This window comes from uncultured Caulobacter sp. (assembly GCF_937900395.1).
In the GTDB taxonomy this organism is placed as follows: Bacteria; Pseudomonadota; Alphaproteobacteria; order Caulobacterales; family Caulobacteraceae; genus Caulobacter.
The window spans coordinates 1-14,667 of sequence record NZ_CALCDX010000243.1 but is presented as its reverse complement, the minus strand read 5'-3'; the positions used below and the strand labels follow the sequence as shown (position 1 = coordinate 14,667).

General features: G+C 68.0%; 14 protein-coding genes and 1 pseudogene. 8 read left to right on the top strand and 7 right to left on the bottom strand.

Translation table 11 applies throughout. The annotated features are described in order from the left end of the window. Positions 1–64: 64 nt before the first annotated feature. Positions 65–265 carry a KTSC domain-containing protein gene (locus Q0379_RS22685; protein ID WP_299017110.1) on the bottom strand — a complete coding sequence of 67 codons (201 nt, stop codon included), beginning with the start codon at positions 263–265 and terminating at the stop codon, positions 65–67. A gap of 171 nt (positions 266–436) precedes the next feature. Between Q0379_RS22685 and Q0379_RS22680 the strand changes: the two genes are divergently transcribed. The 3 genes from Q0379_RS22680 (at position 437) to Q0379_RS22670 (ending at position 2,217) form a co-directional block, all read left to right on the top strand. Continuing rightward, entirely contained in the window at positions 437–844 is a 408-nt protein-coding gene (locus Q0379_RS22680; protein ID WP_299017108.1) for an MAPEG family protein, read from the top strand. A 7-nt stretch (positions 845–851) separates the two neighbouring features. Then, positions 852–1,520, top strand: a complete 669-nt coding sequence (locus Q0379_RS22675; protein ID WP_299017106.1) for a LysE family translocator — start codon at positions 852–854, stop codon at positions 1,518–1,520. Between the two features lie 109 nt (positions 1,521–1,629). Further along, complete coding sequence (locus Q0379_RS22670) at positions 1,630–2,217, top strand: hypothetical protein (RefSeq protein WP_299017104.1); 588 nt, start codon at positions 1,630–1,632, stop codon at positions 2,215–2,217. A gap of 134 nt (positions 2,218–2,351) precedes the next feature. On the opposite strand, the gene Q0379_RS22665 is transcribed toward Q0379_RS22670, so the two are convergent. Continuing rightward, positions 2,352–3,134, bottom strand: coding sequence for an SDR family NAD(P)-dependent oxidoreductase (locus tag Q0379_RS22665; RefSeq protein WP_013077323.1), 783 nt, complete (start codon positions 3,132–3,134; stop codon positions 2,352–2,354). Positions 3,135–3,206: 72 nt separating this feature from the next. Between Q0379_RS22665 and Q0379_RS22660 the strand changes: the two genes are divergently transcribed. Together Q0379_RS22660 and Q0379_RS22655 are read left to right on the top strand one after the other, a co-directional pair. Beyond that, positions 3,207–3,617, top strand: coding sequence for a YkvA family protein (locus Q0379_RS22660; protein WP_066687431.1), 411 nt, complete (start codon positions 3,207–3,209; stop codon positions 3,615–3,617). 9 nt (positions 3,618–3,626) lie between these two features. Continuing rightward, the gene (locus Q0379_RS22655; RefSeq protein WP_299017091.1) at positions 3,627–4,082 is read left to right on the top strand and encodes a nuclear transport factor 2 family protein; all 456 of its coding nucleotides are present in this window, start codon (positions 3,627–3,629) and stop codon (positions 4,080–4,082) included. A gap of 6 nt (positions 4,083–4,088) precedes the next feature. Here Q0379_RS22655 and Q0379_RS22650 read toward each other — a convergent pair whose 3' ends face one another. Continuing rightward, positions 4,089–4,550, bottom strand: coding sequence for an SAM-dependent methyltransferase (locus Q0379_RS22650; protein WP_299017089.1), 462 nt, complete (start codon positions 4,548–4,550; stop codon positions 4,089–4,091). 58 nt (positions 4,551–4,608) lie between these two features. Between Q0379_RS22650 and Q0379_RS22645 the strand changes: the two genes are divergently transcribed. Beyond that, positions 4,609–5,790, top strand: a complete 1,182-nt coding sequence (locus Q0379_RS22645; protein ID WP_299017087.1) for a cyclopropane-fatty-acyl-phospholipid synthase family protein — start codon at positions 4,609–4,611, stop codon at positions 5,788–5,790. A 55-nt stretch (positions 5,791–5,845) separates the two neighbouring features. Further along, positions 5,846–7,246: an amino acid permease gene (locus Q0379_RS22640; protein ID WP_299017085.1), complete on the top strand. Its 1,401-nt coding sequence runs from the start codon at positions 5,846–5,848 to the stop codon at positions 7,244–7,246. A 1-nt stretch (position 7,247) separates the two neighbouring features. Here Q0379_RS22640 and glmS read toward each other — a convergent pair whose 3' ends face one another. Then, a complete protein-coding gene (glmS, locus tag Q0379_RS22635) occupies positions 7,248–9,068 on the bottom strand; it encodes a glutamine--fructose-6-phosphate transaminase (isomerizing) (protein ID WP_299017083.1) in 1,821 nt (606 codons plus the stop codon). 217 nt (positions 9,069–9,285) lie between these two features. Between glmS and glmM the strand changes: the two genes are divergently transcribed. Next, the gene (gene glmM, locus Q0379_RS22630; protein WP_299017081.1) at positions 9,286–10,632 is read left to right on the top strand and encodes a phosphoglucosamine mutase; all 1,347 of its coding nucleotides are present in this window, start codon (positions 9,286–9,288) and stop codon (positions 10,630–10,632) included. 54 nt (positions 10,633–10,686) lie between these two features. Here the strand turns inward: glmM and Q0379_RS22625 are convergent. The 3 genes and pseudogenes from Q0379_RS22625 to Q0379_RS22615 all read right to left on the bottom strand — a co-directional run. Further along, positions 10,687–10,767: pseudogene (locus Q0379_RS22625) on the bottom strand (hypothetical protein); the annotation flags it as partial. A gap of 16 nt (positions 10,768–10,783) precedes the next feature. After that, positions 10,784–14,101, bottom strand: a complete 3,318-nt coding sequence (locus Q0379_RS22620; protein ID WP_299017078.1) for an amidohydrolase family protein — start codon at positions 14,099–14,101, stop codon at positions 10,784–10,786. A 107-nt stretch (positions 14,102–14,208) separates the two neighbouring features. Continuing rightward, the coding region (locus Q0379_RS22615; protein ID WP_299017075.1) for a DUF6065 family protein at positions 14,209–14,667 on the bottom strand (459 nt) is incomplete at its 5' end.

Genomic DNA, 14,667 nt, shown 5'->3' with positions numbered 1-14,667 from the left:
CGGTTAAAAGCTTGAAGATTGAAGGGCGTCGCGAGGCAACTCGCGGCGCCCTTTCCTTTTGGCGCTAGACCCGATTGTACGGATACCGGTCGCGGATCATCCGCTGGAAGAACCGCCCCTTGGACGGCGCGCGGAAGAACGCCTGGCCGACGCGCTCGGGGACGCCGACATAGACGTATTCGTCGCCGTCGCTGAACGTGACGAACAGCTTGCCGTGCTCGGGGGAGTAGTCGATCTCCCGGATCGCCGTGGAGTCCACATGCATGGCTTTACGAAGCCTCCGCGAAGGGGTCGTTCAGTCCTAGGAGCGAACGAAACCCGGCCGGGTTCCCGGCGTGCGCGCGTCTGATAGGCCTGTGATCGCCGCGTGCAAACTCAGGGCGAATACGAATAGTGTCGCTGCGTAGCGGCGCGAAGCCGCGGGGAGGAACTAAGCATGCATCAGTCCCACGCCCTGGTGGCGATCGTCACCCTGCTGTCCCTGCTGGTCTATGTCTGGATGATCCTGCGCATTCCCGGCGCGCGCCGGCGGACCGGCATCGACGCCCCCGCCATGACCGGCGATCCCGAGCTGGAGCGCCACATCCGCGTCCAGGCCAATACGGTCGAGTGGCTGGTCATCTATCTGCCGGCGCTGTGGCTGTTCGCCATCTACTGGAACGATCTGTTCGCGGCCGCTATGGGCGTGGTGTGGATCGTCGGCCGGATCATCTACGCCCTCGGCTACGCCGCCGATCCGAAGAAGCGCGAGCTGGGCTTCGTCATCCAGGCGCTGGCGACGGCGGTGCTGGTGTTCGGCGCCCTGGGCCGGGCGATCTGGGTCTATGCGGTGATCGGGGCCTAAGCTCCGCTTGGATTGGCATGGCGCGGCGGCCTATATCCGCGCCATGGACCACCTGCCCGTCGATCCCGCCCGCTACGGCGCCTTCCTGGTCGCCATGTTCGTCATGGCCATCACGCCGGGACCGGCCAATCTGTTCGCCATCGCCACCGGCATGGAGCGCGGCAAGGGCGCGGCGCTGCTGGGCGTGGTCGGCATGAACACCGCCACCCTGGTCTGGTTCACCGGCTCGGCCCTGGGCCTGGGCGCCCTGATCATCGCCTTCCCCAAGGCCTTCCACGTCCTGGCGCTGGGCGGAGCGGCCTATCTGGTGTGGCTGGGGCTGAAGTCGCTGTGGGCTGGGATCAAGAACCTCGAAAGCCACGCCTCGGCCACGGTGCGGGCCGGGCGCTCGGCCTTCCTCGACGGCTTCATGGTCCAGATCGCCAATCCGAAGATCCTGCTGTTCTTCTCGGGCGTGCTGCCGCCGTTCCTGGACATCAAAAGACCCTTGGCCCCGCAGCTCGTCATGTTCGCCTGCGCGACCATCGGCATGGACCTGATCAGCATGTCCAGCTACGGCCTGGGCGGCGCGGCCCTGTCCAGCCGCATGAACGAGCCCGGGTTCCGGCGCGGGTTCGCCCTGCTGGTCGGCGTGCTGCTGATCACCGCCGCGATCCTGATCGTCTCGCGCGGGTGATCCCGACACCCTAGATTTCAAGACGGTTGCAAACTGCGCCTTGGCGAAACCACAAAGCCCGGCCAGAGTTGACTCCAAACACTGAGGACTCCGCTTGAAGGAGCAAGTCATGTCCATGAAAAAGGTCGCCGTCGCCGCGGCTCTGGCGATCGCCGCGGGGCTATCCGCCTGCGCCACCCCCACTCCGTATCAGCCCAAGGTGACCTCGGGCGCCGTTACGGGCGGCTTCTCCGAGCAGAAGCTGGAAGGCGACCGCTATCGCGTCAGTTTCGCGGGCAACAGCCTGACCTCGCGCGAAACGGTCGAGCGCTATCTGCTTTATCGGTCGGCCGAGCTGACCGTGCAGCAGGGTTACGACTGGTTCGAGACCGCCGACCACCGCACCGATCGCACCGCCCGCACCTATGTCGAGCCCGACCCGCTGGCCCGTCCCGCGTTCGGCTGGGGTCCGTACGGCTATTGGCGCCCGTCCTGGCGCTATTACGGCCCGTCTTATGGCTGGCGGACCTGGGACCCTTTCTGGGGTGACCCCTTCTTCGCCGACCGCGCTCAGATTCGCACGGTCGAGAAGTTCGAGGCCGGCGCCGAGATCGTGATGCACAAGGGCCAGAAGCCGCAGGGCGATCCCCGCGCCTACGACGCCCGCGAGATCATGGCGAACCTAGCCAGCACGATCGTCCGGCCGGAAGCGAAGTAGAGAAGCAGATGCTCCCCCGCGATGCGGGGGAGCTGTCACGGAGTGACTGAGGGGGCCAATGCGGCTTGCGCCCAGCTCGCCCCCTCCGGCCCTCTGGGCCACCTCCCCCGCTGGCGGGGGAGGAACTGTCCGCCTTACCGCGGCGCCATGCGGATGCCGCCGTCCAGGCGGACATCCTCGCCGTTGAAGTAGCCGCAGGTGATCATCGTCAGCGCCAGCTGGGCGTACTCCTCGGGATTGCCCAGGCGCTTGGGGAACGGCACCGAGGCGGCCAGGCCCGCCTTCACGGCTTCGGGCGCGCCGTTCATCAGCGGGGTGTTGAAGATGCCCGGCAGGATGGTGTTGACGCGAATGCCCTCGCCCATCAGGTCGCGAGCGATCGGCAGGGTCATGCCGACAACGCCGCCCTTCGAGGCCGAATAGGCCGCCTGGCCCATCTGGCCGTCCTCGGCCGCGACGCTGGCGGTGTTGACGATCGCGCCGCGCTCGCCGTCCTGCAGCGGCTCCAGGTCCAGCATGCCCTTGGCCGACTTGGCGATGCAGCGGAACGTGCCGACCAGGTTGATCTGGATGATGCGGTCGAAGGCGTCGAGCGGGAAGTGCTTGGTCTCGCCGGTGGTCTTGTCGCGGCTGGCGGTCTTGGCCGCGTTGCCGGTGCCGGCGCAGTTGACCAGGATGCGCTCCTGGCCGTGGGCGGCGCGGGCCTTCTCGAAGCCGGCGTCGACGTCGGCGTCGCTGGTCACATTGACCTTGCAGAACACGCCGCCGATTTCCTTGGCGACCTCTTCGCCGCGCGCTTCGTTCATGTCGAAGATGGCGACCTTGACGCCTTGCGCCGCCAGGGCGCGGGCGGTGGCCTCGCCGAGGCCCGAAGCGCCGCCGGTGACGACGGCGGCGACGGTGTTGTCGAGTTTCATGGGCGTTTCCCCTTAGCTTCGCGTTTGATCGGTTCGCGTTTAGGATCGAACTTGGAACAGAGGTTTAGACCGATGAGCGGCGACGCCAAACCGTCCCCCGACGTAAACGTCAACGACGTGCTGGACCCGGCCAAGGCGCTGGTCCCCGCCACCGTGCGCGTCAACGAGGAGCGGGTCGAGCGCGGCTTCCTGCCCAAGATCCGCAAGGTCGCGGCCAAGGTCCCGTTCGCCGCCGACGCCCTGTCGGTCTGGTGGTGCGCCCGCGATCCCGAGACACCCACGGCGGCCAAGGGCATGATGCTGGCGGCCCTGGCCTATTTCGTCCTGCCCACTGACGCCCTGCCCGACATCCTTCCTGTGATCGGCTTCACCGACGACGCGGCGGTGTTCGCGGCCCTGATGGCGATCCTGGGTCGGACGCTGAAGCCCCGCCACAAGGAGGCCGCCCAGGCCTTCCTGCGCCGCCTTTCCGACGAGGCTTGATCAAAGACCATGCTCGCCCTGCTGATCGCCGCCGCGGTCCAGACCGCCGCGCCCCCGCCCGCCGACGCCGAGGACAAGGCGGTGCTGGCGACCGCCCAGGCTTTCTTCGACGGCTTCGAGAAGAGCGACGTCGCGGCCATGCGCGCGACCCTGCTGCCCAACGCCCAGCTGATGTCGTTGACCAGTCGACCCGACGGCCAAACCGCCCTGCGCCGCTTCGGCTTCGAGGAGACTTTCGGGACCAAGCCTCCGTCCGGGGCCAAGGAATGGATGTGGTCGCCGGTCATCATTCGCCGCGGCGGACTGGCGACCGTTTCAGCGCCGTACGAGCTTTCGATCAACGGCAAGAGCATCCATTGCGGGCTGGACGTCTTCACCCTGGTCAAGGCCGACGGCGCCTGGAAGATCGCCAGCATCAGCTGGACGGCCGAACCCGACGCCTGTCCTGAAATCCGGAAGATGTAGGCCGACCTACCAGTAGGCGGCCATGATCTCGCGCGCCCAGTCGGGCTCGCGGACCTCGCCACGCGGGGCGAAGCCGCTCATCACCGGCTTGATGTCGAGCACGGGCGTGCCGTCGATGGCGTCCAGCCCCTTCACCTCCAGCGTCCGCCCCTTGACGGCCACGACCTCGCAGACCGTCACGCCGATGCGGTTCGGCCGGTTCTTGCCGCGCTGGGCGAAGATGCCGATGCGCGGCCAGGCCTTGTTGCCGCGCGGGTGGCGGGCGCCGGTGACGATCTGGTCGTCGGTCACCTTGTCGAACACGTAGACGATCTCAGCATGACTGAAGGTGTCGAGGCCCATCAGCGCCTCGTCGTCAAACCGCTCCGGGTCCAGAACGATGCGGGCGCGGCTCTCGCCCCAATCGTCGTCCTCGGGAACGTCGCGGCCGCCCTCGACCCGCCCGATCGGGATCATTTCGATCGCCATGCGCTTTCCTCCGTGTGCGACAGGTTGTCGCGGGCCCGGGACCGCTTAAGTTGGTCGCATGATCGAAGCTCTCCTCGCCAAGATGATCAAGTCCGGCGACCTGACGGCGCACCTGCCCGGCGGTCGCATCGTTAAGGCCGGAGACGGCTCCGGCCCGCCCGTCGTCATCCGGATCAACAGCCGGGGCCTGCGCCGCCTGGCCAATCCCAGCCTGGGCCTCGGCGAAGGCTATATGGAGGGCGACATCGTCTTTGAGCAGGGTACGATCTCGGACCTCCTGACCATCGTCGGCGAGAGCGGCGGGCGCAAACCCAAACGCGGCTCGGCGTTCAGCCGGTTCCGCAAGGCCCTGAAGCGCCGGATCCAGCAGGTCAACGACCGCGTCGCCTCGCGCCGCAACGTCGCCCACCACTACGACCTGTCCAACGACCTCTACCGGCGCTTCCTCGACGCCGACATGCAGTATTCGTGCGCCTATTTCGAGCGTCCGGACATGTCGCTGGAGGAGGCCCAAGCCGCCAAGAAGGCGCTGATCGGCCGCAAGCTGCTGATTAAGCCCGGCATGAAGACCCTGGACATCGGCTCGGGATGGGGCGGGCTGTCGATGACGCTCGCCAAGGATTTCGGGGCGCGGATGACCGGGGTGACCCTGTCGACCGAACAGCTGGCGCTGGCGAAGCAGCGGGCGGAGAAGGCCGGGCTGTCGGACAAGATCGACTTCCGCCTGACCGACTATCGCGACTTGAACGAGCCGTTCGACCGCATCGTCTCGGTCGGCATGCTCGAGCATGTCGGCGCGCCGAATTTCCAGACCTATTTCGAAACCATCGCCCGCCTGCTCGACGAGGACGGCGTGGCCCTGGTGCATTCGATCGGCAAGATGCACGGCCCCGGCGCGACCAACGCCTTCACCCAGAAGTATATCTTCCCCGGCGGCTATATCCCGGGCCTGTCGGAGATCGTCGCGGCGATCGAGAAGGCCGGCCTCTGGATCACCGACATCGAGATTCTGCGGCTGCACTACGCCGAGACCTGCCGCATCTGGCGCGAGCGGTTCATGGCCGATCCGGACATCCCCCAGATGTTCGACCAACGGTTCCGGCGGATGTGGGAGTTCTATCTGGCGGGCGCGGAGCTGGGCTTCCGTCACGGCGGCCACATGGTCTTCCAGATCCAGCTGGCCAAGAAGCGCGATGCGGTTCCGCTGACGCGGGACTATCTGCTGAAGCCGCGCGGTTGACGGCGAGGCGGGCGGCGTTCATAGGCGCCGCCTGATTTTCCGTGAAGGAGCCGCCATGGCCCCGTTCCACGCGGCCGACCTTCTGCGCCGCAAGCCTGTCGCCCAGATCGAGGGCGAGCACCCGCCCGAGAGCCTGCACCGCTCGATCGGCCTTTTTCAGCTGACCATGCTGGGCGTCGGGGCCACGATCGGCACCGGCATCTTCGTGGCCCTGACCACCGCGGTGCCCGCCGCCGGGCCAGCCGTGATCCTTTCGTTCGTGCTGGCCGGGATCACCGCCGCCCTGACGGCCCTGTGCTACGCCGAGCTGGCCTCGACCATTCCGGTGTCGGGCTCGTCCTATTCCTACGCCTACGCGACGCTGGGCGAGTTCGTGGCCTTCATCGTCGGCGCCTGCCTGCTGCTGGAATACGCCGTCTCGGCTTCGGCGATCGCCGTGGGCTGGGGGCAGTACCTGAACGAGATGCTGGTCGACCTGGTCGGCTGGCGGCTGCCCGACGCCATCGCCAAGCCGCCGGGGGCGGGCGGCGTGGTCAACTTGCCGGCCGTCGTCCTGGTCGGCGCCTGCATGGTGCTGCTGCTGCGCGGCGTGAAGGAGTCGGCGACCGCCAACGCCGTCCTGGTGGTGCTGAAGCTGCTGGTCCTGCTGTTCTTCGTCGTCATCGCCTTCAGCGGTTTCCAGGCCCGCAACCTGACGCCGTTCATGCCGATGGGCGTGGCCGGCGTGGGCGCGGCCGCCTCGTCGATCTTCTTCTCGTACATCGGCATCGACGCGGTCTCGACGGCCGGCGAGGAGGTCAAGGATCCGCGCCGAACCCTGCCGCTGGGCATCGTCCTGTCCCTGTTGATCGTCACCGCGATCTACATCCTGGTGGCCCTGGCCGCCGTCGGCGCCCAGCCCTGGACCGCCTTCAAGGGCCAGGAAGCCGGTCTCGCCGTGATCCTGAGGAACCTAACCGGCCAGGCTTGGACCTCGCTGGTGCTGTGCGTGGGGGCGATCGTCTCGATCTTCTCGATCACGCTGGTCGTCATGTACGGCCAGACGCGGATCCTCTACGCCATGAGCCGCGACGGCCTGCTGCCCAAGGTGTTCCAGCGCCTGCATCCGAAGACCCGCAGCCCGGACCTCAACACCTACATCGTCGCCGCCTTCATCGCGATCCTGGCGGCGTTCGTGCCGCTGGACGTGCTGGTCAACCTGACCAGCATGGGCACGCTGATCGCCTTCGCCATCGTCTCACTGGGCGTGATCATCCTGCGCCGGACCCAGCCGGACCTGCCGAGGAGCTACCGCGCCCCCCTCTACCCGCTGCTGCCGATCGCCAGCGTGGCCTTCTGCGGCTATCTGATCATCGGCCTGCCGCTGGACACCTGGGCGCTGTTCGCGGCCTGGGTGGCGGGGGCCTGCGCGGTGTATTTCGGGTATTCGCGCAAGCACTCCGCCCTGAACGGCTAGATCACTCCACCGTCACCGATTTCGCCAGGTTCCGCGGCTGGTCGACGTCAGCGCCCTTCACCACGGCGACGTGGTAGGCCAGCAGCTGGATCGGCGCCGACATCACCAGGGTCGAGACCAGCGGATCCGAGGCTGGCGCCGTCACCACCACCTTGGCCCCCGCCGGCGCGTGCTTCACGCCTTCGGTGTCGGTGATGAAGATCACCTGGCCGCCGCGCGCCATCACCTCGCTCATGTTCGAGGCCGACTTCTCGAAATAGCTGTCGTGGGGCGCAAGGATCACGATCGGCGTCTGGTCGTCGACCAGGGCGATCGGGCCGTGCTTCAGCTCGCCGGCGGCGTAGCCCTCGGCGTGGATGTAGCTGATCTCCTTCAGCTTCAGCGCGCCTTCCAGGGCCAGGGCCGACATCGGGCCGCGACCGAGGTAGAGCACGTCGCGGGCCTTGGCGACGTCGGCGGCGATCTCCTTGATGGCGTCTTCCAGGCCGATCGCCTCGGCGATCAGGCGCGGGGCTTCCAGCAGCACCTTCACCAGGCGCTGCTCCTCGGCCGCGTCGATCGTCCCCCGCGCCTTGGCGGCGGCGATCGCCAGGGCGATCATCACGCTGACCTGGGCCGTGAAGGCCTTGGTCGAGGCCACGCCGATCTCCGGACCGCAATGGATCGGCCAGACCACGTCGACCTCGCGAGCCATCGTGGATTCCTGGGCGTTGACCACCACCGCGCTCTTCATGCCCTTGGCCTTGCAGTAGCGCAGGGCCGCCAAGGTGTCGGCGGTCTCGCCCGACTGCGACATGGCGACGACCAGGGCGTCCTTGCGGATCGCCGGCTCGCGATAGCGGAACTCCGAGGCGATCTCGACGTCGACCGGCAGGTCGGCCAGCTGTTCGATCAGATACTTGCCGACGACGCCGGCGATGTACGAGGTGCCGCAAGCCACGACCTGGATGCGCTCCAACTTGGCGAAGTCGATATCGCCAGGGATCGAAGCCTTCGAAGTCAGGGTGTCGACATAGGCCGCGATCGTGCGCTGGCAGCCCTCCGGCTGGTCATGGATCTCCTTTTCCATGAAGTGCCGGTAGTTGCCCTTCTCCAGCATCACCGACGAGGTCGGCACCACGCGCACGGGCCGGGTCACCGCCGCGCCCGAGGCGTCGAAGATGCGGCAGCTGTCATGGTCGAGGGCCACGTAGTCGCCCTCCTCCAGATAGATCACCCGGTTGGTGAAGGGGCCGACGGCCAGGGCGTCCGAGCCCAGGAACATCTCGCCCTGCCCCTCGCCCACCACCAGCGGGCTGCCGCGGCGGGCGCCCAGGATCAGGTCGGCCTCGCCCTCGATCAGCACGGCCAGGGCGTAGGCGCCGGTCAGGCGGTCCAGCGTGGCCTTGAAGGCGTCCAGGGGCGCGAGGCCCGTCGCCAGCTGGGCGTCGATCAGCTGGGCGATCACCTCGGTGTCGGTGTCGCTCTCGAACGTCCGGCCGGCGGCGGCCAGCTCGGCCTTAAGCTCCGCGAAGTTCTCGATGATGCCGTTATGGACCAGGGTGACGCGGCCGGCCGTGTGCGGGTGGGCGTTCTTGACGTTCGGCGCCCCGTGGGTGGCCCAGCGGGTATGGCCGATGCCGGTGGTCGCGGGCAGGGGCTGGTCGGCGAGAACCGCCTCCAGCGCCTTGATCTTGCCCTGGGCCCGACGGCGCTCGATGCGGTCGCCGACCACGCCGGCGATCCCCGCCGAATCGTAGCCGCGGTACTCCAGGCGCTTGAGGCTCTCGATCAGACGGTCGGCGACCGGTTGCTTGCCGACGATGCCGATAATGCCGCACATGGGCCATGATCCCTTGTAGAACGCGTCACCGGATCGTGCGCGGGCGTTCGCTTTGCGAAGCCGCGTTTAGCACTCGTCCTGGATTGGCTCTGATAAATCTGCATTTCGGATCGTTTCGCGCGCCGAATTTCAGCAAGCCAATCTCTTCTGAATGGCTCAGAATTGGGGCAATGAGCGACCCAACGACTGTACGCTCGCCAAGAGACGACGAAATCATATGAGCAAGCGCGCCTATTTCGGCACCGACGGCATCCGGGGCCAGGCCAACAAGCACCCCATGACGGCCGAGGTGGCCCTGCGCGTCGGCCTGGCGGCCGGCAAGCTGTTCCGCTCGCAGGACGAGCGCCGCCACCTGGTGGTGATCGGCAAGGACACCCGCCTGTCGGGCTACATGATCGAACCGGCCCTGGTCGCGGGCCTGACCAGCGTCGGCCTGGACGTGCGCCTGTTCGGCCCGCTGCCGACGCCGGCCGTCGCCATGATGACCCGCTCGATGCGCGCGGACCTGGGCGTCATGATCTCGGCCAGCCACAACAACTTCGCCGACAACGGCATCAAGCTGTTCGGCCCCGACGGCTACAAGCTGTCGGACGAGCAGGAGCTGAAGATCGAGGCCCTGATGGACGAGGGCCTGCAGGAGGGCCTCGCCGCCCCGCGCGAGCTGGGCCGGGTCAAGCGGATCGACGACGCCCAGGCGCGCTATGTCGAGATCGTCAAGGCGACCTTCCCGCGCCATCGCAACCTGTCGGGCCTGCGGATCGTCATCGATTGCGCCAACGGCGCGGCCTACAGGGTCGCCCCGACCGCCCTCTATGAGCTGGGCGCCGAGGTCATCTCGCTGGGCGTGTCGCCGGATGGCACCAACATCAACGAGGAGTGCGGCTCGACCCATCCCGAGGCCATGGCCAAGATGGTCCGCGAGTACCGCGCCGACATCGGCATCGCCCTGGACGGCGACGCCGACCGCCTGGTGATCTGCGACGAGAAGGGCGTGGTCGTCGACGGCGACCAGATCATGGCGATCATCGCCGGCGCCTTCGCCAAGGACGGCGCGCTGAAGGGCGGCGGCGTGGTCGCCACCGTCATGTCGAACCTCGGCCTGGAACGCCATCTGAACGCCCTTGGGATGTCGCTGGAGCGCACCGCCGTGGGCGACCGCTATGTCATGCAGCGCATGCGCGAAGGCGGCTTCAATGTCGGCGGCGAGCAGTCGGGCCACCTGATCCTGTCGGACTTCTCGACCACGGGCGACGGCCTGATCGCCGCCCTGCAGGTGCTGGCGGTGATGGTCGAGAGCGGCCAGCCGATGAGCGCGCTGAGCCGCCAGTTCGAGCCGGTGCCGCAGCTCCTGGAAAACGTCCGCTTCGCCGGCGGCAAGCCGCTGGAGGCCAAGACGGTCAAGGAGGCCATCGCCGACGGCGAGGCCCAGCTGAACGGTTCGGGCCGCATCGTCGTCCGCGCCTCGGGCACCGAGCCCCTGATCCGCATCATGGCCGAGGGCGACGACCCGGCCCTGGTCAAGAAGGTGGTCAAGTCGATCGCCGGCGCGGTGAAGGCGGCTTAAGGGGCAAACGACCGCTCCCCAAATCCTGTCATCCCGGAAAGCCCACAGGGCTTATCCGGGACCCAGGGGGTGCGTGAACGCCGAGCGCGCGGCCCCTGTGTCCCGGCGCTCCGCTGCGCTACGGCCGGGATGACACTGTTTTAGCCAGCCCCTACCCGACGTCGTCGGTGTGGTCGGCGCCGCCCTGGCCGCCGCTCCAGGTCTCGCCCGAACGCTCCCACCAGTAGGGCTGGCGGACGCGCTTGCCGGTCACGGTCTCGTTCAGGGTCGCCGGATCGTAGAGCCGCCCGCCCAGCATCACGCGGTACAGCTTATCGCTGTTGCGGATGTCGACGGTAGGATCGGCGTCCAGCACCAGCAGGTCGGCCAGCTTGCCCGCCTCCAGCGACCCGACGTCCTTGGCGTAGCCCAGCGAGCGGGCCGCGTTGATCGTGCCGGCCGCCAGGGCCTCGACCGGGCTCCAACCGCCGCGGACGAACGACCACAGCTCCCAGTGCGCGCCGAGGCCGGCCTGCTGGCCGTGCGCGCCGATGGCCACCTGCACGCCGCGATCGGCCAGCTTCTTGGCCTCGCGCGCGGTGGCGCCGTCGACATAGTCCTCTTCCGGCGCGGCCTGGCGGCGCACGTTGCGGGCCGCCAATAGGGCCGGCGGCGCGTGCTTGGACAGCAGCGGGTGGGCCCAGACGTCCATGTGCTGGCGCCAGTAGGGATCCCCCGCCAGGCCGCCATAGGCGACCACCAGGGTCGGCGTGTAGTTGGTCTTGCTCTGCGACCACAGGCTGACGATGTCGTCGTAGAAGCGATCGACCGGCAGGTTGTGCTCGACGGTGGCGTTGCCGTCCTGGACCAGGGTTACGTCCATGGCGTACAGCGACCCGCCCTCCGGCACGACCTCCATGCCCTCCTTCTGGGCCGCGACCACCACCATCTGGCGCTGGTCCCGGCGCGGCTGGTTGTAGTTCTTGACGCTGTGGGCGCCCTGGGCCTTCAGCCGGCGGACATGGGCCAGGGCGTCGTCCAGGCTGTTGATCTCGGCATAGACCCCGGCGGCCTTGGCCCCATAGATGATCTCGCCGGTGGAGAAGGTGCGCGGGGCCAGGATCTTGCCGGCGCGTTGCAGCTCGGCGGCGACGAAGATCTCGGCGGCCCGGGACGACGGATCGTGGATCGTGGTCGTCCCCATGGCCAGGTTGGCCATGGCCGACCAGTTCTGCTGCGGCACCAGGTCGTCATCGCCCTGCGGTCCGTGGGCGTGGGCGTCGACGAGGCCGGGGATGATGGTCTTGCCCGCGACATCGACCACCTTGGCGTCGGCGGGCACGGGCGTGCTGGCCTTTGGCCCCACCGCGACGATGCGGTCGCCCTTGATGACGATCACGCCGTTGTCGATGATTCCGCCGCTCTTGTCGGCCATGGTGACGACGCGCGCGCCGGTCAGGGCGACGACGCCGGTCGGCTTGTCGGCGACCGCCTCCATCGACAACGGGAGGCCAGTCTTGACCGGCTTGAACTTGCCCTCGTCCTTGCTCGCGCCGTCGGCGGCGGGCGCGTTGGCATAGAGCGCGTCGGTCTCGGCGGTGAACAGGGTCGGTCCCATGCTCCAGTGGACCTGCTTGCCGTCCTTGGACCAGTTGATGAAGTCGGCGCCCTCGGCGCTGACCCGCGTCACCGGCAGCGGCCCGCCCTTCTGATCGACCGAGACCTCCTGGGTCCCGGGCATCAGCGGCATGACGAAGGCCTCGTAGTTCTGGCGGAAGGCCACGTTCCGGCCGTCGGGCGAGACCTGGTAGGCAGTGACCATGTCGCCGCTGGCGTGGACGCGCTTGGCCTGGCCGTTCAGGTCGGTGCTGACCAGCTGGCGCTTGTCCTTCTCGGACATCAGCATGAACACGCGGTCGTTGGACGCGCCGAACTGCGGATCGCCGCCGCCGCGCGAGATCCGAACCGGGGCGCCGCCCGAGGCGGCCACGCGATACACGCCCGGATCCTGCGACCACCGCGGCGAAGTCAGGCCGCCGCCGCCCCGGCGCTCGAACACGATCGTCTTGCCGTCTGGCGAGAAGCGCGGCGCGCCATAGTGGCCCGGCTGGGCGATCACGTCCTTGGCCGCCCCGCCGCTGGCGGCCACCGTGCGCAGACGGCCCAGGCCCGCGTCGCTCCAGCCGACGAAGACGATCGTGCGGCCATCGCGCGACCAGGACGGATAGAGCTCGAACTCGGCCTCGTCGCCCGAGACCAGCCGGCGTGGCTCGCCGCCCGCCGTGGACTTGACCCAGAGCTTGCCGAGGGTTTCGAACACCACCGACTTGCCGTCCGGCGAGACGCTGGCCCAGCGGGGCATCTTGGTGGTGAAGCGATCGGGAGCGACCGCGACCTCGGGATGGACCGCGTCGATCACGACGCGGGTGTCGTCGATCTTGAAGGGAATCTCGCTGGACGCGCCGTCGGCCACGTTCACGCGCCGGATCTTGCCGCCGGCCCAGAACACCACGCTGGCGCCGTCCGGCGTCCAGGCCATGTTCGGATAGACGCCGGTGACCGCCCAGGTCTCCTGCACGTCTTGATCCAGAGCGTCATAGACCTTGCGCTCCTCGCCCGAGGTCAGGTCCTTCACATAGAGCTTGGACTTGGTCCGCTCGCGGCGGACGAAGGCGATCTTGCTCCCGTCCGGCGACGGGGTCGGACGCACCGACCCGCCCAGGCCGGACACGGCGGTCGTCACCTCGCCGGTCTCGAGGTCGTAGCGCTCGATGTCGAACAGGGCGGTGTTGGAGTCCTGGGCGTATTCGAAGATCGGGCCGGGCGTGACGTTGCGGGTGTAGAACACGCTCTTGCCGTCGGCCGCGTAGATCGGCTCGCCCAGCTCCTTCTGCAGCGCTTCGCTGGCGCGCTTGACCAACTGGACGCCGCCGCCGCCCGAGACGTGGTAGACCCACACCTCGCCGGTGCCGAGCGAGCGGCCCGTGGTGAAGTGCTTCTTGGCCACGATGAACCGGCCGTCCGGGCTCCAGCTGGGCTGGTTCAGGAGGCGGAAGTCCTCCTTGGTCACCTGGCGCTTGTCGCTCCCGTCGGCGTTCATCACCCAGATGTTGTCGCCGCCGCCACGGTCCGAGGTGAAGGCGATCCGCTTGCCGTCCGGCGAGAAGCGCGGCTGTTGGTCATAGGCCAGGCCCTCGGCGATCCGCGTCGGCGTCCCGCCCGCGATCGGCATGACATAGATGTCGCCCAGCATGTCGAAGGCGATCAGCTTGCCGTCGCGCGAGACGTCGACATTCATCCAGGTGCCGTTGTCGACCGCGATGCGCACCTCGCGCGTGGCGACGCCCTGGGGCGCGTTGACGTTCCACTTCTCGGGCTTGTCAGGCTTGGCCGCGCTGGCGGCCGGCGCGCTCGGGGTCCCGGCCGTCTGAGCCAGGGCCGATCCAGACATGAGCAACAAGGCGGCCAGCGCTGTCAGGCGACGATTCATTCGATTTCCCCCATGGCCCTCAGGCGCGTTTACGGGCGACCCTAAGGGGGAAGACGAACGAAGTCACGGCGGCGCTTGGCGCCCATGCGGAAGGATCAGGCCGGCGCCTAAACCCCCAGCTTGGGCGACTTCAGCCGGCGCTTGTTGACGTGGTGGCTGGGCGCCTCCGCCTTGATCTCCTCGGGGTACTCGCCCTTGAAGTAGAAGCGCTGCCAGGCCTCCTTGGTGGCCTCGGGGTCGCGCTTGAAGATCAGGTTGTTGAACTCGGTGCGCTTCTCGGCCCAGACGTCGTACTGGCGGCGCAGCTCGGGATTGGAGTTCATCGAGCGGATCACCGGCTGGAACGACTCGATGGCCTTGTCCTGCAGCAGCATCAGGAAACAGAAGGTCTCGCCCTTCTCGAACCGCACCGTGCCGGGGCGAGTGAAGATCCAGTTCATCGTGAAGGGGAAGGGCAGCCAGTCCGTCTCGATGACGCCCGCCAGCGGCTGGATGCCGTCCTTGACGTGGTTGGGCGGCCCCATGGCCATCATCGACCAGCCCGGCGGCGTGCGGAACAGATAGCC

Coding starts and splice junctions, on each gene's coding strand:
- Q0379_RS22685 (WP_299017110.1), bottom strand. CDS start 265: ATGCATGTGGACTCCACGGCGATCCGGGAGATCGACTACTCCCCCGAG.
- Q0379_RS22680 (WP_299017108.1), top strand. CDS start 437: ATGCATCAGTCCCACGCCCTGGTGGCGATCGTCACCCTGCTGTCCCTG.
- Q0379_RS22670 (WP_299017104.1), top strand. CDS start 1,630: ATGTCCATGAAAAAGGTCGCCGTCGCCGCGGCTCTGGCGATCGCCGCG.
- Q0379_RS22665 (WP_013077323.1), bottom strand. CDS start 3,134: ATGAAACTCGACAACACCGTCGCCGCCGTCGTCACCGGCGGCGCTTCG.
- Q0379_RS22660 (WP_066687431.1), top strand. CDS start 3,207: ATGAGCGGCGACGCCAAACCGTCCCCCGACGTAAACGTCAACGACGTG.
- Q0379_RS22655 (WP_299017091.1), top strand. CDS start 3,627: ATGCTCGCCCTGCTGATCGCCGCCGCGGTCCAGACCGCCGCGCCCCCG.
- Q0379_RS22650 (WP_299017089.1), bottom strand. CDS start 4,550: ATGGCGATCGAAATGATCCCGATCGGGCGGGTCGAGGGCGGCCGCGAC.
- Q0379_RS22645 (WP_299017087.1), top strand. CDS start 4,609: ATGATCGAAGCTCTCCTCGCCAAGATGATCAAGTCCGGCGACCTGACG.
- Q0379_RS22640 (WP_299017085.1), top strand. CDS start 5,846: ATGGCCCCGTTCCACGCGGCCGACCTTCTGCGCCGCAAGCCTGTCGCC.
- glmS (WP_299017083.1), bottom strand. CDS start 9,068: ATGTGCGGCATTATCGGCATCGTCGGCAAGCAACCGGTCGCCGACCGT.
- glmM (WP_299017081.1), top strand. CDS start 9,286: ATGAGCAAGCGCGCCTATTTCGGCACCGACGGCATCCGGGGCCAGGCC.
- Q0379_RS22620 (WP_299017078.1), bottom strand. CDS start 14,101: ATGAATCGTCGCCTGACAGCGCTGGCCGCCTTGTTGCTCATGTCTGGA.